The sequence below is a fragment of the Macrococcus sp. CoH-51_TC_04 genome, from assembly GCF_058188655.1.
Window position 1 is genome coordinate 15494 of the sequence record NZ_JBVGOY010000003.1, and the last position, 23821, is coordinate 39314.

28 protein-coding genes are annotated in these 23821 nt (G+C 37.3%); 7 read left to right on the plus strand and 21 right to left on the minus strand.

Going from position 1 to position 23821, the window contains the following annotated elements:
• The 4 genes from ACZ2V4_RS04035 to ACZ2V4_RS04050 form a co-directional block, all read right to left on the minus strand.
• A complete protein-coding gene (locus ACZ2V4_RS04035; RefSeq protein ID WP_420493914.1) occupies positions 1-708 on the minus strand; it encodes a glycosyltransferase in 708 nt (235 codons plus the stop codon).
• 196 nt (positions 709-904) lie between these two features.
• Positions 905-1420, minus strand: coding sequence for a type 1 glutamine amidotransferase domain-containing protein (locus ACZ2V4_RS04040; RefSeq protein WP_283722580.1), 516 nt, complete (start codon positions 1418-1420; stop codon positions 905-907).
• 90 nt (positions 1421-1510) lie between these two features.
• Positions 1511-2890: a 23S rRNA (uracil(1939)-C(5))-methyltransferase RlmD gene (rlmD, locus tag ACZ2V4_RS04045; RefSeq protein ID WP_490514524.1), complete on the minus strand. Its 1380-nt coding sequence runs from the start codon at positions 2888-2890 to the stop codon at positions 1511-1513.
• Positions 2891-2901: 11 nt separating this feature from the next.
• Positions 2902-3060 (minus strand): SE1561 family protein, encoded by a 159-nt coding sequence (locus ACZ2V4_RS04050; protein ID WP_157819712.1) that lies wholly within the window; start codon positions 3058-3060, stop codon positions 2902-2904.
• A 131-nt stretch (positions 3061-3191) separates the two neighbouring features.
• Between ACZ2V4_RS04050 and yfkAB the strand changes: the two genes are divergently transcribed.
• Positions 3192-4319 (plus strand): radical SAM/CxCxxxxC motif protein YfkAB, encoded by a 1128-nt coding sequence (yfkAB, locus tag ACZ2V4_RS04055; protein ID WP_490514525.1) that lies wholly within the window; start codon positions 3192-3194, stop codon positions 4317-4319.
• A 297-nt stretch (positions 4320-4616) separates the two neighbouring features.
• Here yfkAB and ACZ2V4_RS04060 read toward each other — a convergent pair whose 3' ends face one another.
• The 4 genes from ACZ2V4_RS04060 to ACZ2V4_RS04075 form a co-directional block, all read right to left on the minus strand.
• Entirely contained in the window at positions 4617-5135 is a 519-nt protein-coding gene (locus tag ACZ2V4_RS04060) for an acyl-CoA thioesterase (protein WP_211321858.1), read from the minus strand.
• A 90-nt stretch (positions 5136-5225) separates the two neighbouring features.
• Positions 5226-5399 carry a hypothetical protein gene (locus tag ACZ2V4_RS04065; protein ID WP_170134823.1) on the minus strand — a complete coding sequence of 58 codons (174 nt, stop codon included), beginning with the start codon at positions 5397-5399 and terminating at the stop codon, positions 5226-5228.
• Between the two features lie 55 nt (positions 5400-5454).
• The gene (locus ACZ2V4_RS04070) at positions 5455-6684 is read right to left on the minus strand and encodes an aminopeptidase (protein WP_219492981.1); all 1230 of its coding nucleotides are present in this window, start codon (positions 6682-6684) and stop codon (positions 5455-5457) included.
• Between the two features lie 11 nt (positions 6685-6695).
• On the minus strand, positions 6696-6893 hold the full coding sequence (locus tag ACZ2V4_RS04075) for a DUF1128 domain-containing protein (RefSeq protein WP_133445801.1): 198 nt from the start codon (positions 6891-6893) through the stop codon (positions 6696-6698).
• 174 nt (positions 6894-7067) lie between these two features.
• Between ACZ2V4_RS04075 and ACZ2V4_RS04080 the strand changes: the two genes are divergently transcribed.
• Genes ACZ2V4_RS04080 through ACZ2V4_RS04090 form a run of 3 tightly spaced genes read left to right on the plus strand, consistent with a single transcriptional unit; the run spans position 7068 to position 9015 of the window.
• A complete protein-coding gene (locus ACZ2V4_RS04080; RefSeq protein WP_219492982.1) occupies positions 7068-7373 on the plus strand; it encodes a YtxH domain-containing protein in 306 nt (101 codons plus the stop codon).
• A 24-nt stretch (positions 7374-7397) separates the two neighbouring features.
• Entirely contained in the window at positions 7398-8426 is a 1029-nt protein-coding gene (locus ACZ2V4_RS04085; RefSeq protein ID WP_490514526.1) for a YihY/virulence factor BrkB family protein, read from the plus strand.
• Between the two features lie 19 nt (positions 8427-8445).
• The gene (locus ACZ2V4_RS04090) at positions 8446-9015 is read left to right on the plus strand and encodes a beta-class carbonic anhydrase (protein ID WP_219492985.1); all 570 of its coding nucleotides are present in this window, start codon (positions 8446-8448) and stop codon (positions 9013-9015) included.
• Between the two features lie 37 nt (positions 9016-9052).
• Here the strand turns inward: ACZ2V4_RS04090 and ACZ2V4_RS04095 are convergent, their stop codons facing one another.
• From ACZ2V4_RS04095 to map, 5 genes are all read right to left on the minus strand, one after another.
• Positions 9053-9676 (minus strand): response regulator transcription factor, encoded by a 624-nt coding sequence (locus ACZ2V4_RS04095; protein WP_219492986.1) that lies wholly within the window; start codon positions 9674-9676, stop codon positions 9053-9055.
• A gap of 1 nt (position 9677) precedes the next feature.
• Positions 9678-10697, minus strand: coding sequence for a sensor histidine kinase (locus ACZ2V4_RS04100; protein ID WP_219492987.1), 1020 nt, complete (start codon positions 10695-10697; stop codon positions 9678-9680).
• Complete coding sequence (liaF, locus tag ACZ2V4_RS04105; protein ID WP_219492988.1) at positions 10694-11389, minus strand: cell wall-active antibiotics response protein LiaF; 696 nt, start codon at positions 11387-11389, stop codon at positions 10694-10696. The genes ACZ2V4_RS04100 and liaF overlap by 4 nt, the downstream gene beginning before the upstream one ends.
• A gap of 12 nt (positions 11390-11401) precedes the next feature.
• Positions 11402-11755: a hypothetical protein gene (locus ACZ2V4_RS04110; protein ID WP_219492989.1), complete on the minus strand. Its 354-nt coding sequence runs from the start codon at positions 11753-11755 to the stop codon at positions 11402-11404.
• Positions 11756-11848: 93 nt separating this feature from the next.
• The gene (map, locus tag ACZ2V4_RS04115; RefSeq protein WP_219492990.1) at positions 11849-12604 is read right to left on the minus strand and encodes a type I methionyl aminopeptidase; all 756 of its coding nucleotides are present in this window, start codon (positions 12602-12604) and stop codon (positions 11849-11851) included.
• Positions 12605-12728: 124 nt separating this feature from the next.
• On the opposite strand from map, the gene ACZ2V4_RS04120 reads away from it, so the two are divergent.
• Entirely contained in the window at positions 12729-13718 is a 990-nt protein-coding gene (locus ACZ2V4_RS04120) for an FUSC family protein (protein ID WP_413475227.1), read from the plus strand.
• A 391-nt stretch (positions 13719-14109) separates the two neighbouring features.
• On the opposite strand, the gene scdA is transcribed toward ACZ2V4_RS04120, so the two are convergent.
• From scdA to murT, 3 genes are all read right to left on the minus strand, one after another.
• Positions 14110-14790 carry an iron-sulfur cluster repair di-iron protein ScdA gene (scdA, locus tag ACZ2V4_RS04125; protein WP_219492992.1) on the minus strand — a complete coding sequence of 227 codons (681 nt, stop codon included), beginning with the start codon at positions 14788-14790 and terminating at the stop codon, positions 14110-14112.
• Positions 14791-14996: 206 nt separating this feature from the next.
• Positions 14997-15722, minus strand: a complete 726-nt coding sequence (gene gatD / locus ACZ2V4_RS04130; protein WP_419895075.1) for a lipid II isoglutaminyl synthase subunit GatD — start codon at positions 15720-15722, stop codon at positions 14997-14999.
• Positions 15722-17035, minus strand: a complete 1314-nt coding sequence (gene murT / locus ACZ2V4_RS04135) for a lipid II isoglutaminyl synthase subunit MurT (RefSeq protein ID WP_490514527.1) — start codon at positions 17033-17035, stop codon at positions 15722-15724. Before murT ends, gatD begins: the two co-directional genes overlap by 1 nt.
• A 156-nt stretch (positions 17036-17191) precedes the next feature.
• Between murT and ACZ2V4_RS04140 the strand changes: the two genes are divergently transcribed.
• Positions 17192-17692, plus strand: a complete 501-nt coding sequence (locus ACZ2V4_RS04140; RefSeq protein WP_219492996.1) for a ferritin — start codon at positions 17192-17194, stop codon at positions 17690-17692.
• A 78-nt stretch (positions 17693-17770) separates the two neighbouring features.
• On the opposite strand, the gene ACZ2V4_RS04145 is transcribed toward ACZ2V4_RS04140, so the two are convergent.
• A complete protein-coding gene (locus ACZ2V4_RS04145) occupies positions 17771-18853 on the minus strand; it encodes a YkvI family membrane protein (RefSeq protein WP_219492997.1) in 1083 nt (360 codons plus the stop codon).
• 152 nt (positions 18854-19005) lie between these two features.
• Here ACZ2V4_RS04145 and ACZ2V4_RS04150 point away from each other — a divergent pair, with 152 nt between their 5' ends.
• Complete coding sequence (locus tag ACZ2V4_RS04150; RefSeq protein WP_490514528.1) at positions 19006-19899, plus strand: 3'-5' exonuclease; 894 nt, start codon at positions 19006-19008, stop codon at positions 19897-19899.
• Positions 19900-19922: 23 nt separating this feature from the next.
• Here the strand turns inward: ACZ2V4_RS04150 and ACZ2V4_RS04155 are convergent, their stop codons facing one another.
• From ACZ2V4_RS04155 to rlmD (ACZ2V4_RS04170), 4 genes are all read right to left on the minus strand, one after another.
• A complete protein-coding gene (locus ACZ2V4_RS04155) occupies positions 19923-20129 on the minus strand; it encodes a hypothetical protein (RefSeq protein WP_219492999.1) in 207 nt (68 codons plus the stop codon).
• Positions 20130-20144: 15 nt separating this feature from the next.
• Positions 20145-21209, minus strand: a complete 1065-nt coding sequence (dinB, locus tag ACZ2V4_RS04160; RefSeq protein ID WP_219493000.1) for a DNA polymerase IV — start codon at positions 21207-21209, stop codon at positions 20145-20147.
• 135 nt (positions 21210-21344) lie between these two features.
• Positions 21345-22046, minus strand: a complete 702-nt coding sequence (locus tag ACZ2V4_RS04165) for a glucosamine-6-phosphate deaminase (RefSeq protein WP_490514529.1) — start codon at positions 22044-22046, stop codon at positions 21345-21347.
• Between the two features lie 132 nt (positions 22047-22178).
• Positions 22179-23543, minus strand: a complete 1365-nt coding sequence (gene rlmD / locus ACZ2V4_RS04170) for a 23S rRNA (uracil(1939)-C(5))-methyltransferase RlmD (RefSeq protein ID WP_420493923.1) — start codon at positions 23541-23543, stop codon at positions 22179-22181.
• Between the last annotated feature and the right edge of the window lie 278 nt (positions 23544-23821).

A 23821-nucleotide genomic window follows, 5' to 3' on the forward strand; every position in this document is an offset into this window, starting at 1 on the left:
TTATAAACCCGTTAATGCTTCATTATATTGCATTTCAGTTATTACATTCTGCTCTAACATTTTATTTAACGTGAACTCTGTTCTGGATTTGAGCGCTGCATCATTGTGGTAATCATCGATCTGATAAATAGACGGTGCATTAATTGCACTTGCAAGCAGCGCACTTTGCAGAACGGTTACTGGTGGATAGTACGCATTACTCACATGTGTACTCCTATTAAAATAATAATTTGCAGCATCTTCAGCTGAGTACAGATTATCACCAAAGTAAATCGTATTTAAATAATAACTTAATATCTGATCCTTTGAATAATTGTTCTCAATGCGTTTAGCTACTACCACTTCTTTAATCTTTCTGGAAATCGATTTCTCATTGTTAAAGAAATAGGTCTTCGCCAACTGCTGTGTAATCGTACTGCCACCTTGAGATGCTTCACCATTTTTCAATGAGACAACTATTGCACGCGTCGTACCTAACCAGTCTACGCCAGTATGTTTGTAAAATCTTTTGTCTTCTAATGCGACAAATGCACCCGTTAAATTTTTTGGCATATTATTTGCCGCAACGAACGTCTGTTTTTGTTCAATTGATTGCAGATCATCAATATTAACACGATAGCCCTGAAATATATTAAAGCCAATATAAAATGTTAATAATAAAAACGGAATAAATAAAATGGATAAACATCCACAACCTTTTCTTTTCATGCAGTCACCTCTTAGTCAATATCATATCATCACGCATATTGAATAGGAATTATTATTGATAAATAGAGGTTAAAATCAATCTTAAGACCGAGAAAGGACATCTCCTGAGTGTGAATCTTCGATTAAAAACTGTAAAATAGGTCTGATAATCGTAACAAAAAAGGCATCTCTAACGAGATACCTTTTAATAATGTCATTATTTAAGTAAATTTAATGATTCTCTATTGAAGTCTTCTAAATCATCAGGTGTACGAGATGTTACGATATTAGAATCCACAACTACTGATTCATCTACAACTGTAGCCCCTGCATTTTCGAGGTCTTTACGCACTGATAAGAAACTTGTTAATTTCTTACCTTTTAATAAATCTGTATCGATTAATAATTGCGGTCCATGACAGATAGCAAATACAGGTTTTTCAGCTTGAACGAAATGTTTCGTAAATTCACCGAAACGACCTTGCTCATCTCCACGTAACATATCAGGTGAGAAGCCACCAGGGATAAGTAACGCATCGAAGTCTTCAGGTTTTACATCGCTGATTGCTTTGTCGACTTGAACTTCTGTATCTTCAGATTTACCTTTTACAGTACCTGTTTCCTTACCGATTACAGTAATTTCATGTCCTTCGTTCTTAAGGGCCTCAACCGGGCTCGTATATTCTACGTCTTCAAATAAATTATCTAGTACTACTGCGATTTTCTTACTCATAAGATAAACTCCTCCTAAAATCGTTATAGTATTGTTTACCCCACTTTGAAATGATAAAACATCCACATTGAATTATTACGAATGTATTTATTATTTCCCTAGTTTTCTTTTACGTGTAAGCTTCACTACCGCTTCCACTTGCGCTGTTTGAGGGAACATATCTACTGGCTGAATATACTCCACCTGAAATGCTTTCGTTAAATGCGCTAAGTCTTTCGCCAATGTCGAAGGATTACAGCTCGTATAGACGAATGTCTTCGGTTTGATTTCATTGATTAATTTAATCGTTTCTTCAGATAATCCTGTTCTTGGCGGATCCACTGTTATTACATCTGGATAGAAGCCCTCTTCAATCCATTCATTTAATTTCTCTGATGCATCGCCAACTTCAAACTTACAGTTATCTGCACCATTTAATGTAGCATTATATATTGCATTCACGATACCATCTTCATTCGTATCCATACCGCGTACTTCACCTGCATTATCCGCTAGCCATATACCAATCGTACCTGTTCCACAGAATGCGTCTACTACATGCTCCTTACCTGTAAGTGCTGCTGCATCGCGTACTTCATTATAAAGTACAACAGTCTGTCTCGGATTAAGCTGGAAGAAGCTTTCCGCTGATAAGTCATAAATATGATCTTGTAGTTGTTCACGAATTGTTTCCTCACCCGCGATAACGATTGTTTCATCACCCATAACAATAGATGTTTTCTCCGTGTTAATGTTTAATGCAACACTTTTCACGCCAGCTAGACGCATCACACGTTCTGCTAATAAATCTTGTTTTTTTAGGTGTCTTGTATTTGTGACGAACACAACTTGAATTTCACCTGTTGCAAGTGCCACACGGGTAACGATATGGCGCACACCTTTTTCGCGCATCGGATTCTTACAAGCATCGATATTAAGCTCGCTCATAATCTTCTTCACTTCATTCGTCGTATGCATTGTACGGTTATCCTGCACGATACATTCATGCAGATCAATTAACGTATTAGAATGCTCTTTATATAACCCCGCACGCACTTTACGTCCGGTCTTTTCTACAGGGAATTGATTTTTGTTTCTATACGTATAAGGATTATGCATACCTTTAACATCTTTAATTTTGTCGAGCTTCACGTGCGGTGCATATTTTGTCAGCGCATCTTCAACAATTTGTTTCTTATACTTTAACTGTCCACGATAAGAAAGATGCTGTAGTTGACACCCTCCACATAAATCGAATACATTACATTTCGGTTTTACACGTTCATTTGATTTTTCACGAATCTTAACCATCTTTGCCTGCAAGTATTTCGGGTTAATATCTGTTACTTGTGCGACGATGACTTCTCCAGGCAATGCCCCGTTTACAAAAGTAATCTTGCGTTTAAAATAACCAATACCTTCTCCGTTGATACCGAGTCTCTTAATTGTTAAAGGAAACTGCTGACCGACTTTTACTTGTATATCTGTCATATATAATCTCCTTAATGTTTAATTGATTTTACTTTCTGTTCTAACTGATCAAGCAACGCTAACCATTCATCAATATCATGGATGTCTGTTGTTTCAGGATTTACCGAATCAATCGTCTCCATAAAATCATTTAATTTTACTTTAATTTCTTCTAAAGAATCTTTAGTCATAATGTGCTCCTTTTTATTCTATGAATGTATTCATTATGTAACAGATTTCTTAAACTTTCAATGTATTTATTGACAACACTCCTTACACGTTCATAATAGTAAACGGACAATAAATGGAAAGAAGGCAAATTATGATCGCTTTAAAAGATAAAATTTCAATTCACAATGATCCATGGGAAGCATACAAGGAAGTGGAGAAATTTGGTGAGACGAAGTTATCTAATATAGAATTTACGACGACAACACTATGTAATATGCGTTGTGCACATTGTGCTGTCGGTTATACATTGCAACTCAAGGATCCAGATACAATTGATATGACGACGATACTTAAACGTTTAGATGAAGTAGAACACTTATCAACATTAAGCATCACAGGCGGAGAACCGATGTTCTCTAAAAAATCGATTAAAGAAACGGTAACGCCTATACTTGAATATGCTAAGTCACGTGGTATCTATACACAGATGAACTCAAACTTAACGATAAACTACGAACGTTATGAACCACTAATAGATTTAATAGATGTGATGCATATTTCTCATAACTGGGGAACGATCGATGAATTTGCGGAAGTTGGTTTTCACGTGATGGATAAGAAACCACCACTTAAAGCACGCTATAAATTATATGAACAAATTATAGAGAACGCACGACGCTTATCTGAGGCAGGAATGTTTGTCTCAGCAGAAACAATGCTCAATAAAAGCACGTTACCTCACCTAGAGAAGATTCATAAGGAAATCGTCAACGATATGAAATGTGCGCGTCACGAAGTACATCCGATGTATCCATCAGACTTTGCAAGTGATTTGAATGTGCTAACAATAGAAGAAACGAAAACTGCAATCAGACAATTACTATCATTCAGAGATGAGGATACATGGATGTTATTTGGTACGTTACCGATATTACCATGTTCTATGAATGCAGATGACTTATCATTTTTAGATGAGGTCCATAGTGCAAAGAACGTTACAGTTCGTAATGATCCAGATGGACGTTCACGACTGAATGTCAATGTATTTACTGGAGATGTGATTGTTACAGACTTTGGAGATGAAACAGGCACAATCGAGAATATTATTGATACACCACTCCAGGATGTATACGATAAGTGGAAACAGAGTGCTCTCAATCAGACGATTAACTGTCACTGCCCGAAAGTGAAATGTCTCGGTCCGAATCTACTCGTGAAGAACATGTATTATCCAGATGTCGACTTTAAAGTAAACGAAAAACGCATGCACGAACAATAGAAATTAAAAAATCACGTGAAGCAGTATGCTTTACGTGATTTTTTGTTGAGCTTGTTTTGATGAGTGTCCATTTGGCGGACACTCGTGATGTTATTTCTGCGCGAGTGTCACTTTTTTGGACACTCAGCCTTATTTTTATGCGCGAGTGTCACTTTTTTGGACGCTCAGCCTTATTTTTATGCGCGAGTGTCACTTTTTTGGACACCCAGCCTTATTTTTATACGCGAGTGTCACTTTTTTGGACACTCAGCCTTATTTTTATACGCGAGTGTCACTTTTTTAGACACTCACTCCATACTATATCGTCAAATTATTCGAGAAAAACTGATGCAGATCCTTACTCTTACTTCGACGCTCTTTACGTACTTTTGCACGTTCTTTCCCGGTTTCATTCAGCCATACCTGGTCTTCAGTCTCAGCTATAACTTCTGGCACCATAACCGGCTGATTATGCTCATCCAATGCAACAAACGTTAAGAAACTGATCGCCGCCAGATGCTTTCTTTGTTCCAATATATTTTCAGCAACTATTTTCACACAAACTTCTAATGAAGATGTCCCGGTATAGGTCACAAGTGCAACCATTGACACAATTTCTCCAGGTCTTATCGGCTGCAGAAAATCTACAGAATCTGTACTTGCAGTGACGACGGATCTTCCACAATGTCTCGTTGCTGCAATGCTCGCCACGTCATCAATCATCGCCATCAGCTTTCCACCAAACAATGTATTATGATGATTCGTATCCGATGGGAAGATCTGCTGTGTTTTCACAGTTCTTGATGCACTCATTGATTTTTTTGATCGTTCGCTCATATTTATTCCCCAATCATATATAGTTGACAATATTATATCAAAAAAAAGAAAGAGGATGCGGATTCTTAATCCGTATCCTCTCAATTATTATTAGTGAACGTTATCAGCAAAGACTTTCTTTTCTAACGCTTCTTCTGGTGTGTCGATGATATCTGCTTCTTTAGAATCAAAAGCTTTAATTAAAAACATCATTAGTACGCCACCAAATACAAAGATTGCGAAGATAAACGCAATAAGTACAAACCACATCATAGCTACTGACATGTCCATCCTCCTCTTAACCCATTAGTAATCCTATTCTATCATTTAATTCTCTAAATTAAAATGCCCAATTTCCATTTAAGAAAATCTCTTCTTCGTTTCCTTCAGATGTTACACCATAAATGTTCATTTGTGCTGAGCCAATCATAAAGTCTTCGTGTGTAATCGAGTTGTTCAGTCCTGCAGCTTCAAGTCCTTCATCATCCAGCTCCTTACCACCTTCAAGACAGAATGGGTATGCTGAACCTAATGCTAAATGACATGATGCGTTCTCATCAAACAATGTGTTATAGTATAAGATCTTAGAATTAGAGATTGGTGAATCATGTGGTACCAGCGCGACTTCTCCTAAATACTTCGCGGCGTCATCTGTATTTAGCAGTCCTTCTAGTATATCTTGACCCGTTTGCGCTTCAAAGTCGACTACTTGCCCATCCTTAAACGTTAATTTAAAGTTATCGATAATATTTCCGCCGTAACTCAGTGGCAAAGTGCTAGAAACATAGCCATTTACTCTATCTTTATGCGGTACAGTAAATACTTCTTCTGTTGGCATATTCGCCATGAACTCTATACCGTCTTTATTAATACTTGATGCACCACACCAAATATGACCTTCTGGCAATCCAATTTCAAGGTCTGTCCCTGGTGCTTTATAGCGCAGTGCTACATACTTCTTATTGTTTAAATAATCAGCTTTGCTATGAAGATTATGATTATGCGTAGCCCATGCAGCTTCTGGATCCTCGCTATTCATACGTACGCTATCTAAAATTGCATCTAATAACTTTTCAAATGCTGCTGTTTCATCAAGTTCTGGGAATACAAGCTTCGCCCATGCAATTGATGGATAGGCCGCAACAGTCCAGCTGAACTGATCTGATTGCATCATCTTCATATAATCTTTAAAAGCAGTACCGTATGCTTTCATATTCGCTGAGACTTTCTTAGGATCGGCATCCTTTAAGTTTTCTGGACTTGATGAAATAAGTGCAAGCTGAGCTGCATAGTCATTCGCATAATCCATACGCTCATCCACTAAATATTGTGGTACGCTTTCGAAACTTTCCTGTTTACGATACTTGAAGTTTAACTGCGCCAGCTTATCGTCACTATAATTCACTTTAACATCGCTGGCACCCGCTTCATAAGCCGCTTCAACAACAAGATGAACGAAATCTTGCGCGTCCACCGTCGCGCGAATATAAACGCGTTGCTCAGGTTGAACGTTCATACCTACCTTGACGAGTAATGCTGCATACTGCTTTAATTGTTCTTCTTTATACATTGTAATCCCCCTTATTTACGTAAACTTCCTAGTGCATCTGTGAGCGCAGACATTTCGCTCGGTGAAAATGTATCACGTTTCTTTACCATCTCATAAATCTCTGTCAGCTCATCCACCTTGTTATCATCTATAGATTCTGGCTTGATCACTCCGATATTTACGAGCTTTAATTTCTTAACAATTTCATCGATCATTTCTGCTTTATTCATAGGACACCTCTTCAATTTTTTTATTCTCTAAACATTTTATCAAACTATTCTTAACTTTAAAATTAATTATTTTCAAAAACTTACTCTTAATTGTTTATTCTATCTACATTTTGGCTATATAATAATTAATAAGTGCAGATAGCACATTTCTTATATTTGAGAGGAGATTATATTATGAACAACAAATTAGTCCCAGCAGTCATCGCTGGTGCAGTCATCGGTGCTGCAGTATCAATGGCTGATAGAAAGACACGTAACTCTGTTAAAACCTCAGTTTCAAAATCGAAACAAAACGGTATCACTTCACAAGGTTCTACAAAAAACAAAGTATCAAATTTAAAAGATGAATTATTATACTGGAAAGAAACAATCGATGAAATCCGTCGTAACAATCCAGAACTAGAACGCGCAATATTAGATGCTAAAGATACTTTCATCGAAAAGAAAAATCAAAAGAAAATCTCAGGACCAAACGGTTAACTTAATATACTTAGAGGTGAAATTATGTCAAAGGACAATAAGAGTACCTCTAAATTTCTGACTCAGGCTGCAAAAGGTCCTGAGTCTCATAATTTAGAGGTAGAAAACAAAGATAAACTATCTAATAAAAATGAGCAGTATGTAAGCAATCAAAGGTTTAAATCAAAGCAAGCTAAGAAAGATGACGAAACATTATACGTTTCTAAGATTAACAAACCGGCAAAGTATAAACATAACGGTAATTTTTTTAACAAGTTACTATTTAGAATCGCTAAAGACGATGCTGCAGGATTATCTGCGCAGCTCGCATATTACTTCTTACTGTCTTTATTCCCAATGCTGATTTTCCTATTGACATTAGTCCCATTGTTTAAAGTGTCCCCTGAAACAATCACGAATATGATTGCAAAGAATGCCCCTGGAGATGCAGCGAATATGATTACCGATGTAATCTCTGATGTGATGAACAACGCAAACGGTGGATTACTATCATTCGGTTTAATCGCAGCACTTTGGTCAGCATCTAACGGCATGACAGCACTAATGAATGCATTTAATGTATCTTATGAAGTTGAAGATGCCCGTAATCCTATCGTATCAAAGTTACTTAGTGTGTTATTTACAGTGGTGATGGTGCTTGTATTTGGTGTTGCATTAGCATTACCTGTATTCGGTGAACAAATTGGCAATTATTTATTTGGTCAGTTCGGGCTAGAATCACAATTTAAATGGATCTTCTCGCTTGTTAAAGTCGCACTTCCACTGATTATTACGTTTATAGTATTTACGACATTATATGCGATTGCCCCGAATATTAAACTTCAATTTAAATCTGTTATACCAGGTGCTTTGTTTGCAACGATTGTCTGGATTGGTGCAAGCTTCCTATTTGGATACTATGTAAGTAACTTTGGTAACTACTCTAAGACTTACGGTAGTATCGGAGGAATCATCGTCTTAATGTTATGGTTATATTTAACAGGTTTTATCATTATTATTGGTTCACAGATTAATGCTATAATTCATGAAAAGAAACTAAGTTCTAATCAATAATAGTGAAAGAGGGATAACGTTGACTTTATTATCAAACATGCTTGAATTTAATAAAAAGTTTGTAGAAAACAAAGACTACACACAATATGAAACGTCTAAAGTGCCAGACATGAAGGCTGTACTATTAACATGTATGGATACAAGGTTACAAGAATTATCAACGAAAGCACTTGGGCTTAAAAACGGCGATGTGAAAACCGTTAAGAATGCTGGAGCTACAATTACACACCCTTATGGTTCTACGATGCGTAGCTTACTTGTTGGCATTTATGCATTAGGAGCTGAAGAAATTATTATTATGGGTCATAAAGATTGTGGGATGGGTGGTCTTGATGTTGATAAAGTTAAATCAACCATGATTAATCGCGGTATCAAACAAGAAGTGATGGATACGATTATTCACTCTGGTATCGACGTAGACCATTTCTTAAGCGGCTTTAATGATGTGAACGAGAACGTACGTGAAAACGTTAAAATGGTTTATAATCATCCATTATTCGATCGTTCAGTACCGGTACACGGGCTCGTCATCGAACCGCTTACAGGTGAAGTAGAGTTACTGATTAATGGTTATGATAATGTACAATGAAAAGAGTAAAATGCGGATGTCCGCATTTCACTCTTTTTCATTCTATTAAATCATGTTGAAATGCATAGATGACTGCTTGTGTTCTATCCTGTACTTCAAGTTTACTCAGTATATTGCTCACATGTGTCTTCACCGTTTTAATCGTAATATGGCTTGCATCTGCAATTTCCTGGTTAGAATATCCTTTTGCAATCAGTAATAATATCTCTTTCTCGCGTTCTGTCAACATATCATGTAGTTCTGCCTTCTGGTTCATACGTGCGCGCATTTTCATCATTACTTCTTTTTCAAATACAGACTCACCTTGATATGTTTTAATAATCGCATCTCTTATTTCTTCAGCGCTGCTCGTCTTTAATATGTAACTGTCCACACCCGCATCTAGCGCTCGATACACTTCTTTATCTTCTATAAAGCTCGTAAGCATTACAACCTTCACCTTTGGCATTTGACATTTAATTTTTGCTGTCGCCTCAATCCCGTCCATCTCATTCATTACCATATCCATAAGTACAACGTCCGGTTTAAGATTTAACGTCTTCTCTATCCCTTCTTTACCGTTTGATGCTTCTCCAACAATTTCAATGCCTTCTTGCATCGATAAATAACTTGATATTCCGATTCTGACCATCTCATGATCGTCTACAAATATTACGCGCATGTTATGCCTCCTCTAATGGCACTTTCACTTCAATACGAGTGCCTGACTGTGGTGCAGATATAATTTGAAATGTGCCGCCAATTTCGAGCGCTCGTTCTTTCATCGTATTAAGTCCGTATCTTGAATCGTCAACACGCTCAATATCGAACCCTTTGCCATCGTCGCTTAACCTGAGTATTACTTTATTCCCCGTTTTGAATAGTTCGATAACAATCTGCGTCGCCTCAGCGTGCCTTAATGTATTAGAAATGGATTCCTGAGCAATCCTAAACAGATGATCTTCCACACCTTTTTCGAGCTGTATGTCTTCGATATCTGATGTGATATGTAGTGGTATCTTCTGTTTTAATTCTTTTAGTAGTTGCTGAATGCCTTCTTCGAGCGTTCTGTTCCTCAGTCCGATTGGTCGTAAGTGTAGCAACAACGCACGCATTTCAAGCTGTGTTTCTCGTAACATTTTATCCAGTAATTCGAGCTGCGATTTCACTTTCTCTTCATGCGTGCCTGCTTTTAGGGCAGATAACATCATAGATGCGGCGAACAGTTGCTGACTCACAGAATCGTGTAACTCTCGTGCGAGCCTCTGCCGTTCTTCTTCAACGATTTGTTTCACTGTCTCTTCGTTTATCTTATGTACATCGTTAGTAACAAGCTGATTCTGTCGTTTAATATTAGCCATCGATAGGCTTACTTCATTAATTGCATGCAGTACGTCAATGACTTCCACATTCTGATTAATTGCGGTATTAATTTGAATCCCGTCTTCAATTTGTTCAATTTCATTTTTAATACGCATAAGTTGTTCGTTCTGGCGATATGCAACGATGGAGCCCATAATAATACATGCAAGTATAACCGTTACATTTAAAAATAAAAAGGCGGGTACACCGACAATTTGTGTATATAGCATTCCTTGAAAGTATATGATGTTGACGAATATTCGGTCTAGAATAAAGAACACAACCGCTAAACTATAGACAAGTATGAGCATCGTTCCGATCATCTTCGTATAATTATTCATCGGTACTGCACCTCGAGATCTCCTACAATTGACGATACGAATAGTTTAATTTCAATGCCATTTGGGTACTTCTCAGTTTCGTATACTACACGTTCGTTACGCGCTTTTTTCACATAATGCTCTTTAAAGTTGAGCTGTCCGTATAGCGTTGTGTAATCCACCTTCACTTGATAACGATGTGGTACTGTAATTGTCGTCTTTCCGATTGCGTTGCGAATCACAATGATATTCGACTGTTTTAAGTTAGCAGCTTGTGTAAGATCGATGTCCATATCTCCGACAAAATGCTGTAAGTTCATATCTTCAAACTTGTATACTTTATCAGGTGTCGATTGAAAGCTTAGTAGTGACTGCTTATGAATCGACATACTGTCATCCTTCGTCTGGATAACTTCCATCGGTTGTTTCTTATAGATGATATAACGGATTGCTACAATAACGATAAACAGAAAGATTACAATTAAAGTATATGGATTGGATAACATGCCGAATAACAGCATAATAACGCCAATCCAAAGTATGATGAGCCCCCTTAGATTCTCTTTCATCATCGTGCTAAAGTATATCATGAGCAAACCTGCTACGATAACAAGCAGCATCCCGATTTTTACGAAGAAGATATAATAAATATTTGAAAGCAGTATTAATGTGAAGAATGCGATTAACATTTCAGAATTTACAATTTGCTTCAAAGCGTCACATCCTTATGGTTTTACGTTCGATAACAATAATATTTCATACTGTATATTTTGCTTTTCAATCTCTAAATTTGCAAGCAATTGTTCAATTTCATCAATATCATGATCAAGGTCGTTAATTCTCTGAACTAGTGGCGTGCGATTGTGTAATAGCTTATTAGAAACAGCGGACTCAAGCGCGTCAAGTTCCTCTTGTACATGTATTTTCTCACACGATAACTTAACAACTTCACTCAGCTTCATACTTTTAAGTAAGTTAATATCTGAAATCTTCTTATAGCTCGCGGCAATTTGTATGTAAAAGGTATTTTCTATACATCGTTTGACAGTTCTATTGAGATGCATTTTAATCTTTCGCATAGTACTTCCTCCTACGGTTAGTACTCTAATTATAAAAAAGTTCCAAAGCCATAAAAAGCGGCTCTGGAACGATTCTTTTCTCAGACTTTAGGACTAGTCTTCTAATTTAGTTAAAAACAATGGGCCTTCAGCTGTAACGACAATTGTATGTTCGATTTGTGCGACAAAACTTTTATCTTTCGTCTCAAACGCCCATTCATCCTTACCGTCTGTCACGATTGTCGCTTTAGAAGAAATGAACGGCTCAACCGCTAGTACCATTCCTTCTTTAAGTAGTACTTTATCCATTGGATCATAGTAATTCATAATGTGCTGTGGTTCTTCGTGCAAGCTCTTACCAATGCCATGACCTGTTAAGTTTTTAATCACTGTTACACCATTCTTACGTGCAGTGGCATTCACCGCACGACCTATATTACTTAACTTCGCTCCTGGTTTAATCTTCTTCATCGCCTCATTAAATGCCATCTCTGCAACATCAATCACCTTTTGTTTCATTGGCTCTGAAGATTCACCAACTACGAATGAAATACCTGTGTCCGCATAATAACCATCTTTACATCCTGAAACATCGACGTTCACAAGATCTCCTTCGTTAATAATACGTGTCCCTGGTATGCCATGTGCTACTTCTTCATTCACACTGATACAAGTATATCCCGGGAAGTCATATTCAGTAATCGGAGCACTCTTCGCATCATGCTTTTCAAATAATTCCTTTGCGATATTATCAAGTTCTTTCGTTGTCATACCAGGCTTTGCGGCCGCTTTCAATGTTTCACGGATTTCCGCACAGATCTTACCTATTGCTTGTAAGCCTTCTAAGTCTTGCTTTGATTTTACGATCATAATAATCTCTTCTTTCAGTTTAATTTAAGGATATGTATTGATTATAATGTATAAATTCAATATCATATATTCATCACTGTTTATTATAACAGACTCAAACTATTACACAATTGGAATGATTACAATGAAAATTAACTGGTTCAAGAAATTAATCGGCGCAAGAACAATCAAGACAGGACTTGCGACATTTTTGACTGCATTAATATGTCAATTATTAAATTTACCTGCGATCTTTGCAGTTATTACATCTATCGTTTCCATTGAACCGACTGCCCGCGCTTCATTGAAAAAGGCATTCGTCAGATTTCCTGCATCAATACTCGGAGCATTCATCGCAGTTACAAGTACATATTTCTTAGGCGATTCACCTTTAAGCTATAGTATCGCTGCAACCGCAACCATATTCGTATGCTATAAACTGAAACTCTATGACGGTCTCCTTGTAGCAAGTCTTACGGCTGTAGCGATGGTACCAAACATTCATCAGGACTTTGCGTTTAATTTCTTCTCCAGGCTTGCTACAACGACAATCGGTCTAACGACAGCGGGTATCGTTAACTTCTTTGTGATGCCACCGAAATATCATATACAAATCGCTCAACTCCTCGATGCATTGGAGTCCAAGCTAATGAAGATGCTATCTTTACGTGCAACTGAAATTAATTCTGGATTGTCTGATCTAAGTAGTGCTACCCCACTTGTAGAAGAATCAAATAAACTGATTAATAAAATCGATACGTTGCTGCAATATCAAAAAGAAGAACTTCAATTTCATGAAGATAAAGCGATTAAATATGAAATTACACAGTTGAAACATCGTCTTGATGTTAATAGACTCATTCAGCTTCATGTGAATCAAATGATTTTATTACCGGATGGGACATATTTTACGTTAACTGTTCAGGAAAAAGAAGCGCTGAATCATTTAGTTAATGCGTTCAAACAGTTTGGAGAGAATCGTACATACACACCAGACAGAAAAGCACTCAGTCTGCTTAAGATGAGCGTGAAGCATTTGACAGAATTTGATGATAATCAAATGCGCAGCCATTACATCTATGAAATATTGATGATTAACAGATTACTGATGAATCACCCGAATAGAGTGAAATAAAAACACGGAACGTCTCGTTGTAGACGTTCCGTATTTTTATTGGGAGAATATTATATGAATGGCCGAGGATTGGCCACTCACGGATACTTTTATATGTGGGTGTCACTCTTTGGGACACTCGGCATTATTTTTATGTGCGGGTGTCACTCTTTGGGACACTCGACATTATTTTTATGTGCGGGTGTCACTCTTTGGGACACTCGGCATTATTTTTATGTGCGGGTGTCACTCTTTGGGACACTCAACATTATTTTTATGTGCGGGTGTCACTTTTTCGGACACTCGACATTATTTTCATGTGCGGGTGTCACTTTTTCGGACACTCAACATTATTTTTATGTGCGGGTGTCACTTTTTCGGACACTCACGCATCCTCGCACACGCACCAAATCTAAAGTCTTTCAAATAATACATTATTCTCAAGGTGTACATGCTGGAATGTCTCTCGTTCAAGCATGGCTAATCGTTGATAAACAACTCTGTACGTACCACATGCATCCAATGGCGGTGTAAAGTCATTCGTAATTTCACGTAGTCGTTTAAGCATACCCCCTGCACCGTCATGTTCACTTTCAAGCTCATCAATATGTGGTTTTAGCTGAGCGCGCAACTCTTCTGTGGGATTGTCACTGTATTCGATAATTAATGGGAATACAGTATCATCTTCGTCTTTCGTATGTTCAATGAGTTCATCTCTTAACTTCATCACTAAAGTCTTCATTTCAATTAAATGTGGATGACGCTCCCCATGTACTTTCGCCACTTTCGTAATGTACGGCATTAAGTTTCTGAACTCTTCTTCGAGCGGTTTATGATATTTATTCTGGATATAGTTAATCAAACTTCTGTTATCTAAATATTGTACATCTAATCCTAATCCGTCACTTGATTCGTTGTCTAATTGGTTAATTTCTTCAAGTAATGTTTCAATCGGCGCGCTCTTTTCATGTATTGCTTCACTCAGCGAAATATCACCTCCGCAACAAAAGTCAATTCGATTTTTTCTGAATATGTCCGCAGCTTTAGGTAATTGTTTAACGATATCTGATACTTTCATATTTGCTGTAATCATGATTATCACTCCGGTTTATTATTTAATACACCTTTATTATACACCTTTAAGATATATTTAAAATGCATCTTTAAGATTATTCTTTAATTTGTCACAAAAATCACTTCGTTAGTGATATTTCAATTTAAATAAATAACACGATGCAGAAAATAATAATTTCCACATCGTGCGTGTATTAGTAGCATCTCACTACTACTTAATCTCAGTTATTTTTCTTCGAGTAACCTTCTTACAATGACTTGCTTCGCTGCTTCTTCACGTGTATTATCCAGCTTGATTTCAGGGAACTGCATATTTTTACGTTCACATGCTGTGCGCAATAAATAATCAGTAATTTCGTGGTTCTTCGGTAATATTGGTCCGTGCAGATACGTCCCTAATAGATTCTTATAATGGAGACCCTCTTCTTTATCTTCATCGTTGTTTCCAAATCCACTGACGACATGTCCTAGTGTTCCATAATTATGATATGTTCTGCCGCCATGATTCTCAAATCCTACAATCTGTCCGAATGTTTCAGACTCAATAACAATATCGCCTACTAAACGTTCTGGTTTAGATTCTGTATAGAAATCTAATATATTCAGTCCACGTAATTCCTGGCCGTCTGGTGTGATATACTTCTCACCAAGGAACTGATATCCCCCACATATCGTAAGTGCGGGCATACCATCTTCTATCGCTGCTTTAAAGTCATCTTTCACACGGAATAGATCATCCGTTGCAATTTTCTGTTCGCGGTCACTTCCGCCACCAATAAATAGTAGATCTGCATCGCTGATCTTAATTCCTGCTGTCGTATTAATATCCGTGACATTTACATCAATACCATACCACGCTGCACGTTTTTTAAGTGCAATAATATTTCCGATATCGCCATATAAATTGAGTTTATCCGGCATAAAATGAAATATTTCTATCGCTTTACTCATTATTTATGCCCTCCTTCAAAGTATGCTGTAAGTGTCTGATGCATCGGTTCTAAAGAGGTATAGTTCGGAATACATACTGTATACTCTGGGCGTTCAAGTATTGTCTTTGTTGCGCGTCTAATATCTTGATCAACTTCAATCTGTGCAACCACTTCTGCATATTTCAGTCTTAGTGCAATTTCTTCAGCACGGTTTCCTGTACACATAATATAAGGAATGTCCTGACGCGCAAGCTTCTCGAAATCCGCATCCCAGATCCATGATATATCTCTGCCATCTGCACCATTGTCATTTAAGCTGATAATGTAACTTTTAGCGCCTTCTATCTTCTCACCTACAGAAAGGCTGGCATTAAGTCCTGCCGGATTCTTCGCTAGATTGATAATTGCAGATTTACTCCCTGTATTAAAGCGCTGCATACGACCATTGTCAGATTGATAAGTGCTAAATCCTTTATCAATCGACTCATCATTTAATCCTAGTTCACGCAGCACACTGTATGCTGCAATAATATTGAATACATTAAAGTCTCCGGCAATCTGCATATTAAATGTATAGCCGTTAATGACAGGATTTAAAAATGGATTCTCATTCAATGATTCTACTTCATATTTCGGTTGTTCACGTTTAAAACCACATGAACAATGATAGTGTCCGATCTGGTTGTAATGAATCCAGTCGTATATCAGCATCTTTCCACAGTTCGGGCAGTACTTACTTTCAATCATCGTACTTTCTTCAAATGTATGGGCATGACTCTTCATGCCATAGTATACAACATCATCACTTGCAATCTTTAACCGTGATACAAATGGATCATCTGCATTGAGTATCAGTTCAATGCCTTTACCTTTAATATTGTCGGCAATACGATCTACTAATATATCAATCTCACCGAAACGATCCATCTGATCGCGGAAGAAGTTTGTGAACACCATCTTCGTCGGCGTCATTTCATTTAAGACGCGTGGAATAGAACCTTCATCAATTTCTATTATTGCTAACTTCGTATCTTTAGAAGACTGTACGATAAAGCTCGACGTGATACCTGCTGCCATATTGGCACCTTCTGTATTATGTATAATGCATATACCATTCGTCTTTAGCGTATGCCCAATCAGATTACTCGTCGTCGTCTTACCATTCGTACCTGAAATGAACACAACTTCATCAACTTGTGCGCTTAATTTTCTTAATATATCTGAGTCAATTTTACGTGCGACTTGACCAGGTAAATCCGTACCACGCTTCCCCGCCATGATACTTAATTTCCTTGCGACTTTCGCAACATTTATAGCAGCAAATTTTTTCATACGTACCTCCTTATTCAACACTTTATTATATCATCATACAAATTATTCGCATATCAATTTACATTTGTATTTATAATTATTAATGTTATACCATATTATTATATTTACCATTTAAACTATATTATAATAACTGTAACAACTAAAGGAGGTCATACTATGTTATCTCAAACATTAACAGATGCTTTAAACAAACAGATGAACGAAGAATTCCAGGCTGCACATGCTTATATGGCAATGGCTGCATACTGTGCTAAAGAAAGTTATGATGGATTTGCCAACTTCTATGAACAACAAGCTGAAGAAGAGCGTTTCCATGGAACTAAGATTTATAACTATTTAAACGACCGTGATCAGCATGCCATCTTCTCAGAAATCAAAGCACCAAAGAATGACTTTGCTACAATTCTTGATACCTTTGAGGCAGGGCTTGTACAAGAGCAGCAAGTGACAAAGAATTTCTATAACCTAGCTGAGCTCGCAAAAAATGATAATGAGTATGCAACAATTTCATTCTTAAACTGGTTCTTAGATGAGCAAGTTGAAGAAGAAGCGATGTTCAAGAAGCATATTGATTATATTCGTCGTATTAAAGATGATGCAAATGCACTTTATCTATATGAGAAGGAACTTGGTAAACGAGAATTTCAGGCTGAATAATATAGCGACCAGTAAACAACGAAATGCACCCCAAACGTTAGATTTTAGATCTGACTTTTGGGGTGCATTTCAAGCTTATTAAGCCTGCTGCTTATTCTTGTTATTCATCCTTAATTTCAGCGGAGCGAGCATTATGATGATAATCAATAAATAGTTCATGTTGCCGAGTATCGGATATACTTTGTTCACAAGTTTCGTAAATCCTACGAAACTTAATCCGAAACCTGTAAGTGTTGCTAATATATAGAACACTCTAAACTTCACTGTACCTACTGTCGTAAAACGTGCTGAGAAAGCATAGAACATACTAAGAGCCGTGTTAAAGATCATCGTAAACACGATAACCGACATTGCAATACCAAGTATTGGTGAGATTTCATTTACAATACCGAGCATCGGTAACGGTAAGTCTTTAACAGTTTCGATTTTAGAGAATATTGCAAGATGACTAAGTATAATCAGTAAACCTAATACAAGTCCTCCGACTAACCCTCCAAGTGCAGCGGCACGTTTATTGCCTTCAGAACCCCCGATAACAATTGCCATTGCAGCACCCAGTCCTATGTTCATCGATACGTAGTTCACACCTGCAATAATCCAATGTGGGAATGGTGAAGTTACCGTATTTGAAATATAATCTAGTTCTGCATAAGGTGTGTCTAATGTCACGATACAATAAATCGAAATAATAACAATCATAATAACTAGAAATGGTGTAATGTTACCGATAACCTTTACGATATGGTCAATTTTAAGCATTCCAGCGATAATTACGACTAATGCCATTAATGCTGTTCCATAAGCTGTCGGTATGCCAAATTGCTGTTCTAAGTTAGAACCAGCACCGGCAAGCATCACAACACCGAAACTAAATAACGTAATAATCAGTACAACATCTATTATCCAAGCTAACACTTTTCCGATTCCAGGATAATCTGTCAATCTTTGAATCACAATTTGATGGTCATCTGCTTCTGTCTTGCTACCTGCCCAGACGAGAATCATCCCGATGTACGCGAATAATATGGTTGATACAATCGCACCGAATATCCCCATTGCTCCAAAGCTTGTAAAGTACTGCAGTATCTCTTGCCCTGATGCAAATCCAGCGCCTACAATAACACCAACAAAGGCACTGCTGATTAAAAAAATCTTCTTCATAATATCCTCCCAATTTATTCACAAGTCAAATGATTACAGATTCCAGCAGAAATCATGTAATATTACTTGCATATCCATTAATCTATTCCCTTTTTTATAAAGATAACTCTTTATTCTCTGAATAAATAAAATATAAGTTCAAAGGAGTATACATGAATTCTTTTATTGCATTAGATTTCGAGACTGCAAACCATAATGCTGCATCAATTTGTAGTGTTGGTATGGTAAAAGTTATAGATAATATGATGACAGAAACTTTCTATACGCTCGTAAATCCCGAAACAAACTTTAATACTTCAAATATAAACGTCCATAATATAAAACCTGAAGATGTTGCTCCATCACCTACATTTGAAACCGTCTATCCTCACATGCTGTCATTCATCGGAGACTTACCAGTCGTGTGTCACTTTGCACAGTTTGATATGAAAGTCCTCCATGCATCGATCAAACGTTATCACTTTGAAATGCCGACGCTACCCTACTTCTGTTCTTGCATTATGGCGAGAGATACGATTACAAACCACAGCTACAGCTTAAAAAATATGATGGCCTATTATAACCTGAATTTCCACGGTCATCATCACGCATTAAACGATGCAAAAGCATGTGCCATGATTACAGTGCGATTGTTGAAGAATTATGAGTCACTCAATCAATATTTAACTTATAAGCGACGCAAGAAATACATTAGCAGCGTGTCGCTTACGTCAAAGCGTGCACAAATGTCATGTTATCAGACAGATTTAAATCATATCACGCCTGATACATCTAAAGTAAATAAAGATCATCTCTTCTATAGCAAGCGCATCGCAATAACAGGTACACTGCACAAGAAACGTAAAGACATCGTACAGTATATCGTGAATAACGGCTTTATATATACAGAAGAAATAGATACAATAGATATCTTTATTATGGGTAAATCTAAGCAAGGGGTTTCAAAAAAAGAGGGCATCGTACGTAATAAAATTGCGCTCGGTAAAGAAATTATGCTCATCGATGATGATAAACTGAAAAGCTTAATTGCCTTTTATGACATATAAAAAGTAGCATTCATGTTCGAATGCTACTTTTTCGTTGTTTCTTTAATTGATTTCTTAATACTCTGCTTCGTTACAGGACGCTCTAATTTGTGGTCGACCCAGAATAAAAATACCGCTACAGCAATAATGCCGAGTAACGGTAATATATCAAAACCACTTTCAATGACATGCATCACATACATCACGATAAGCAGTGCGGTTATTCCAATAATCGCAAATTTGAATTTCATAATTGTTCCTCATTTCTAGAGAAAATCATATATCGTTAGATTTTCGTACACTTTATTTTTTATATTCCCTACCTGAACCCCGACTAAACGGATTTCTTCATTTTCTAGCTTTAAATCTGTATAGAGCAAAACAGCTGTTGCATATATCTTATCTGCCTGATCAGTAAAATCGAGCAGCTTCGTCTGCTTCGTATGGCTTTCAAAGTCGCTTGTCTTAATCTTTACCGTTATCGTATCAGTCACTTTATTCATGCTTTGAAGCTTCGCTGCGACTTTCTCCGTCTGCTCATTCATTACGCGTAAAATATAGGATTCATCATTCTTATCATGCGCAAATGTTGTCTCCTTACCGATTGACTTGCGTTCACGTTCGACCTCTATAATATCAGTGCCAATACCACGTGCTTTGTTATATAAGCTTGACCCTTTCTTGCCGAACTGTTCAATAAGTTCAATCTCGGATAACTGACGTAAGTCTTTGCCAGTTGCTATCTTTAGCTTATGCATCTTCTGTTCAGTCACTTTACCGACACCCGGAAACTCACCAATCGGCAACGCATCTAATATTTGCTGCACGTTATTATAATGGATGACGGTTAATCCGTTCGGCTTATTCATACCGGAAGCGATTTTAGCCAGAAACTTATTATAAGAAACACCCGCACTGCACGTCAAATGTGTTGCCTCATATACATCACGTTTAATAGACGCGGCAATTTGGCTGGCACCAAGATCCGGACGTACGAGATGCGTGATATCGAGGTATGCCTCATCTAACGATAACGGCTGCACAATATCCGTGTAACTCTTGAAGACATTCATAATTTGCTGTGACACAGACTTGTACACATCAAACCGAGGACTCACATAATAACCATCTGGGCATAACTGATATGCGCGAGACGTCGGCATCGCGCTATGCACACCAAACTTCCTCGCCTCATAACTCGCTGTCGCCACAACGCCACGATTACGACTCTTACCACCAACGATAACAGGCTTACCTTTAAGTTCAGGATTATCCCGCTGTTCCACCTGCGCATAGAACGCATCCATATCGATGTGAATGATTCTTTTCATAATATCACTTCTTTTATTCAATAAATTCGGTACATCATGTTTCTTGATTTTGCAAGCAGATTTATATAGGGAATGTTAAAACCCTTTATATTTGCTCTACTGCATTGTTTATCAGTAATAACTCTACTCTTTTCGTTATATAAGCTTACCTGCTGACTCGTCCACAATTATTGTAACATTCGGATGTCGTTGTAATATAGATGCAGGCACCTGTTCTGTCACACTGCCATGTACCGTATTATAAATTGCCTCTGCTTTACTTTCACCATATGCAAGTAAAACAATACGCTTTGCAGCCATAATATTAGCAATCCCCATAGAAATTGCTTCTGTTGGCACTTCATCTATCGTGTCGAAGAAGCGCGCATTCGCCTCAATCGTAGAAGGTGCAAGCTTTACGAGTTGTGTCGTAGATTCAAAACTCGTACCAGGTTCATTGAAACCGATATGGCCATTAGATCCGATACCAAGTATTTGAAAGTCAATCGGATGACACGTAAGAATATCATTATAACGGCTTATCTCTTCATCAATATTACTTGCTAATCCGTTCGGTAGAAATGATGCTTTAAGCTTTTTATATTTAAACAGTTGTTCATTCATAAAATAAGCATAAGACTGTTTATTCTCACGACTTAATCCTACATACTCATCCAGGTTTACAGAAGTAACATCCGTCAAATCAATATCGCTATGAACCACTTCTTCATAAAACGAAATCGGTGTCGAACCTGTTGCGAGACCTATCGTTTTCGCACCACTTTCTATAGATGCTTTAAATAATTCGAACGCTTTTTTTCCACCCATTTGTGGATTAACAACTTTTATAATCTCCATTTGTATACCTCTTCCAATATCATAATAAAGTTAGAAAATATTTACATACGCTACTAGTGTATACAATTTTCAATATAATAGCTATGTTATTCAATATAAAAACGTATAGCCTGGATGACTATACGTTTCAATTTATTTCGTTAATTTCACAACACATTCAACATGCGGTGTCTGCGGGAATAAGTCCACTGGTTTTACGTATTCTAATTTATAACCTGCATCTGCAAACTTACGGCAATCACGTGCACATGTTCCTGGATTGCAGCTGACATAGACGATTGTTTTAGGGCTTTGTGTAATTAATGTCTGAATGAAGTCGTCATCTAACCCTTTACGTGGTGGATCGACAACTGCGACATCAAACTTCACGCCTTGTTCGCTCCACTTCGGTAAGATTTCGTCTGCTGAACCTGTTTCAAAGTGAACATTATCAATACCATTCATCTTCGCGTTCTGCTTCGCCATCTTAATCGATTCATGCACAATTTCCATCGCATAGACTTGTTCTGCATGCTGTGCGAGTGCGAGCGAGATTGTTCCGATACCACAATATGCATCGAGTACCGTTTCATGTCCTTTTAAGTTTGCCGCTTCAAGGGCAAGGTTATATAATGCTTCTGCTTGTGGTGTATTCACCTGGAAGAATGAGTTTGGTGATACTCTGAATTCTAGTCCTAACATCTTATCTGTATAATACGGCGTTCCGTGTAATACTGTATTGTTACGTCCAAGAATTACGTTACCTTCTTGATTGTTGAAGTTTAATACAACGCTTTCAACGTTATCGATTGTGTTCACGATATCATGTGTAATCGATTCAATGTTTTGCAGACGTTTTTTATTCGTTACTAATATGATCATTAGTTGACCTGTATAATGACCTCGTTTCACGACGATATGGCGGATTTCTCCGTTATGGTTGCGCTCGTTATAAGGTACGATATCGTATTTGCGCAGAATATCTCTTACTTTCACAATCGCTTCATCGATTGCTTTATGCTGAATATAGAAATTCTCTACAGGGACGAGCTGATGACTGTTCTTTCTGAAGAATCCAGTTTCAACATTGCCGTTTACTGAACGTACTGGGATTTGCGCTTTATTACGGTATTCGTATGGGTAATCCATTCCGACTGTTTCCCATACTTTTACTTTTTTAAATTTCCCTAATCGTATAAATGCACTTTCAACGAGATGCTGCTTAAACTTAAGCTGTGCATCATATGACATGTGCTGCAGCGTCATCGTACCTACTTGTCTACCGATAATATCTTTCTCTTCAACACGGTCAGTGCTTTTTGTTAATACATTCTCAAGTCTTGCAAATCCAAATGTTTTACCGACTTTCATGACTTTGATCGAAACTTCTTCGCCAGGTAATGCCCCTTCAACGAAGAACGGATAATCGTCAATCTTTACAACGCCCGCACCTTCATGTGTTAAATCTACGACTGTTCCAGTAAGTATTTCATTCTTGTTAAATTTAATTTGTTTCATAATTGCTCCTATAGTTTATTTGTACAAAGTGACTGTTATTGATTGCTTCCCTGGTAGTTCCATATCTCGCTTCTTGTATAAGATCGATGCTATACGCCAGTTCATAGAGTAAATCCATATTATAGCTCGGGAATCCAGAGGCAGTAGCCTTATTATCCTTCAATATGAACGGTTTGTCTATCTTATTAAAATAAGAGACACTCCATTCGCCCCATTTCTTGAGTACTTTTCTACTCCACTGTTATCTTATAGGAAAATTTGATGTGCGTAAAAGGTTA

Excerpts from the sequence above, each read along its gene's own strand:
- ACZ2V4_RS04035 (WP_420493914.1), bottom strand. The coding sequence starts at position 708 with ATGAAAAGAAAAGGTTGTGGATGTTTATCCATTTTATTTATTCCGTTT.
- ACZ2V4_RS04040 (WP_283722580.1), bottom strand. The coding sequence starts at position 1,420 with ATGAGTAAGAAAATCGCAGTAGTACTAGATAATTTATTTGAAGACGTA.
- rlmD (WP_490514524.1), bottom strand. The coding sequence starts at position 2,890 with ATGACAGATATACAAGTAAAAGTCGGTCAGCAGTTTCCTTTAACAATT.
- ACZ2V4_RS04050 (WP_157819712.1), bottom strand. The coding sequence starts at position 3,060 with ATGACTAAAGATTCTTTAGAAGAAATTAAAGTAAAATTAAATGATTTT.
- yfkAB (WP_490514525.1), top strand. The coding sequence starts at position 3,192 with ATGATCGCTTTAAAAGATAAAATTTCAATTCACAATGATCCATGGGAA.
- ACZ2V4_RS04060 (WP_211321858.1), bottom strand. The coding sequence starts at position 5,135 with ATGAGCGAACGATCAAAAAAATCAATGAGTGCATCAAGAACTGTGAAA.
- ACZ2V4_RS04065 (WP_170134823.1), bottom strand. The coding sequence starts at position 5,399 with ATGTCAGTAGCTATGATGTGGTTTGTACTTATTGCGTTTATCTTCGCA.
- ACZ2V4_RS04070 (WP_219492981.1), bottom strand. The coding sequence starts at position 6,684 with ATGTATAAAGAAGAACAATTAAAGCAGTATGCAGCATTACTCGTCAAG.
- ACZ2V4_RS04075 (WP_133445801.1), bottom strand. The coding sequence starts at position 6,893 with ATGAATAAAGCAGAAATGATCGATGAAATTGTTAAGAAATTAAAGCTC.
- ACZ2V4_RS04080 (WP_219492982.1), top strand. The coding sequence starts at position 7,068 with ATGAACAACAAATTAGTCCCAGCAGTCATCGCTGGTGCAGTCATCGGT.
- ACZ2V4_RS04085 (WP_490514526.1), top strand. The coding sequence starts at position 7,398 with ATGTCAAAGGACAATAAGAGTACCTCTAAATTTCTGACTCAGGCTGCA.
- ACZ2V4_RS04095 (WP_219492986.1), bottom strand. The coding sequence starts at position 9,676 with ATGCGCGTAATATTTGTAGACGATCATGAGATGGTCAGAATCGGAATA.
- ACZ2V4_RS04100 (WP_219492987.1), bottom strand. The coding sequence starts at position 10,697 with ATGAATAATTATACGAAGATGATCGGAACGATGCTCATACTTGTCTAT.
- ACZ2V4_RS04110 (WP_219492989.1), bottom strand. The coding sequence starts at position 11,755 with ATGCGAAAGATTAAAATGCATCTCAATAGAACTGTCAAACGATGTATA.
- map (WP_219492990.1), bottom strand. The coding sequence starts at position 12,604 with ATGATCGTAAAATCAAAGCAAGACTTAGAAGGCTTACAAGCAATAGGT.
- ACZ2V4_RS04120 (WP_413475227.1), top strand. The coding sequence starts at position 12,729 with ATGAAAATTAACTGGTTCAAGAAATTAATCGGCGCAAGAACAATCAAG.
- scdA (WP_219492992.1), bottom strand. The coding sequence starts at position 14,790 with ATGATTACAGCAAATATGAAAGTATCAGATATCGTTAAACAATTACCT.
- gatD (WP_419895075.1), bottom strand. The coding sequence starts at position 15,722 with ATGAGTAAAGCGATAGAAATATTTCATTTTATGCCGGATAAACTCAAT.
- murT (WP_490514527.1), bottom strand. The coding sequence starts at position 17,035 with ATGAAAAAATTTGCTGCTATAAATGTTGCGAAAGTCGCAAGGAAATTA.
- ACZ2V4_RS04140 (WP_219492996.1), top strand. The coding sequence starts at position 17,192 with ATGTTATCTCAAACATTAACAGATGCTTTAAACAAACAGATGAACGAA.
- ACZ2V4_RS04145 (WP_219492997.1), bottom strand. The coding sequence starts at position 18,853 with ATGAAGAAGATTTTTTTAATCAGCAGTGCCTTTGTTGGTGTTATTGTA.
- ACZ2V4_RS04150 (WP_490514528.1), top strand. The coding sequence starts at position 19,006 with ATGAATTCTTTTATTGCATTAGATTTCGAGACTGCAAACCATAATGCT.
- ACZ2V4_RS04155 (WP_219492999.1), bottom strand. The coding sequence starts at position 20,129 with ATGAAATTCAAATTTGCGATTATTGGAATAACCGCACTGCTTATCGTG.
- dinB (WP_219493000.1), bottom strand. The coding sequence starts at position 21,209 with ATGAAAAGAATCATTCACATCGATATGGATGCGTTCTATGCGCAGGTG.
- ACZ2V4_RS04165 (WP_490514529.1), bottom strand. The coding sequence starts at position 22,046 with ATGGAGATTATAAAAGTTGTTAATCCACAAATGGGTGGAAAAAAAGCG.
- rlmD (WP_420493923.1), bottom strand. The coding sequence starts at position 23,543 with ATGAAACAAATTAAATTTAACAAGAATGAAATACTTACTGGAACAGTC.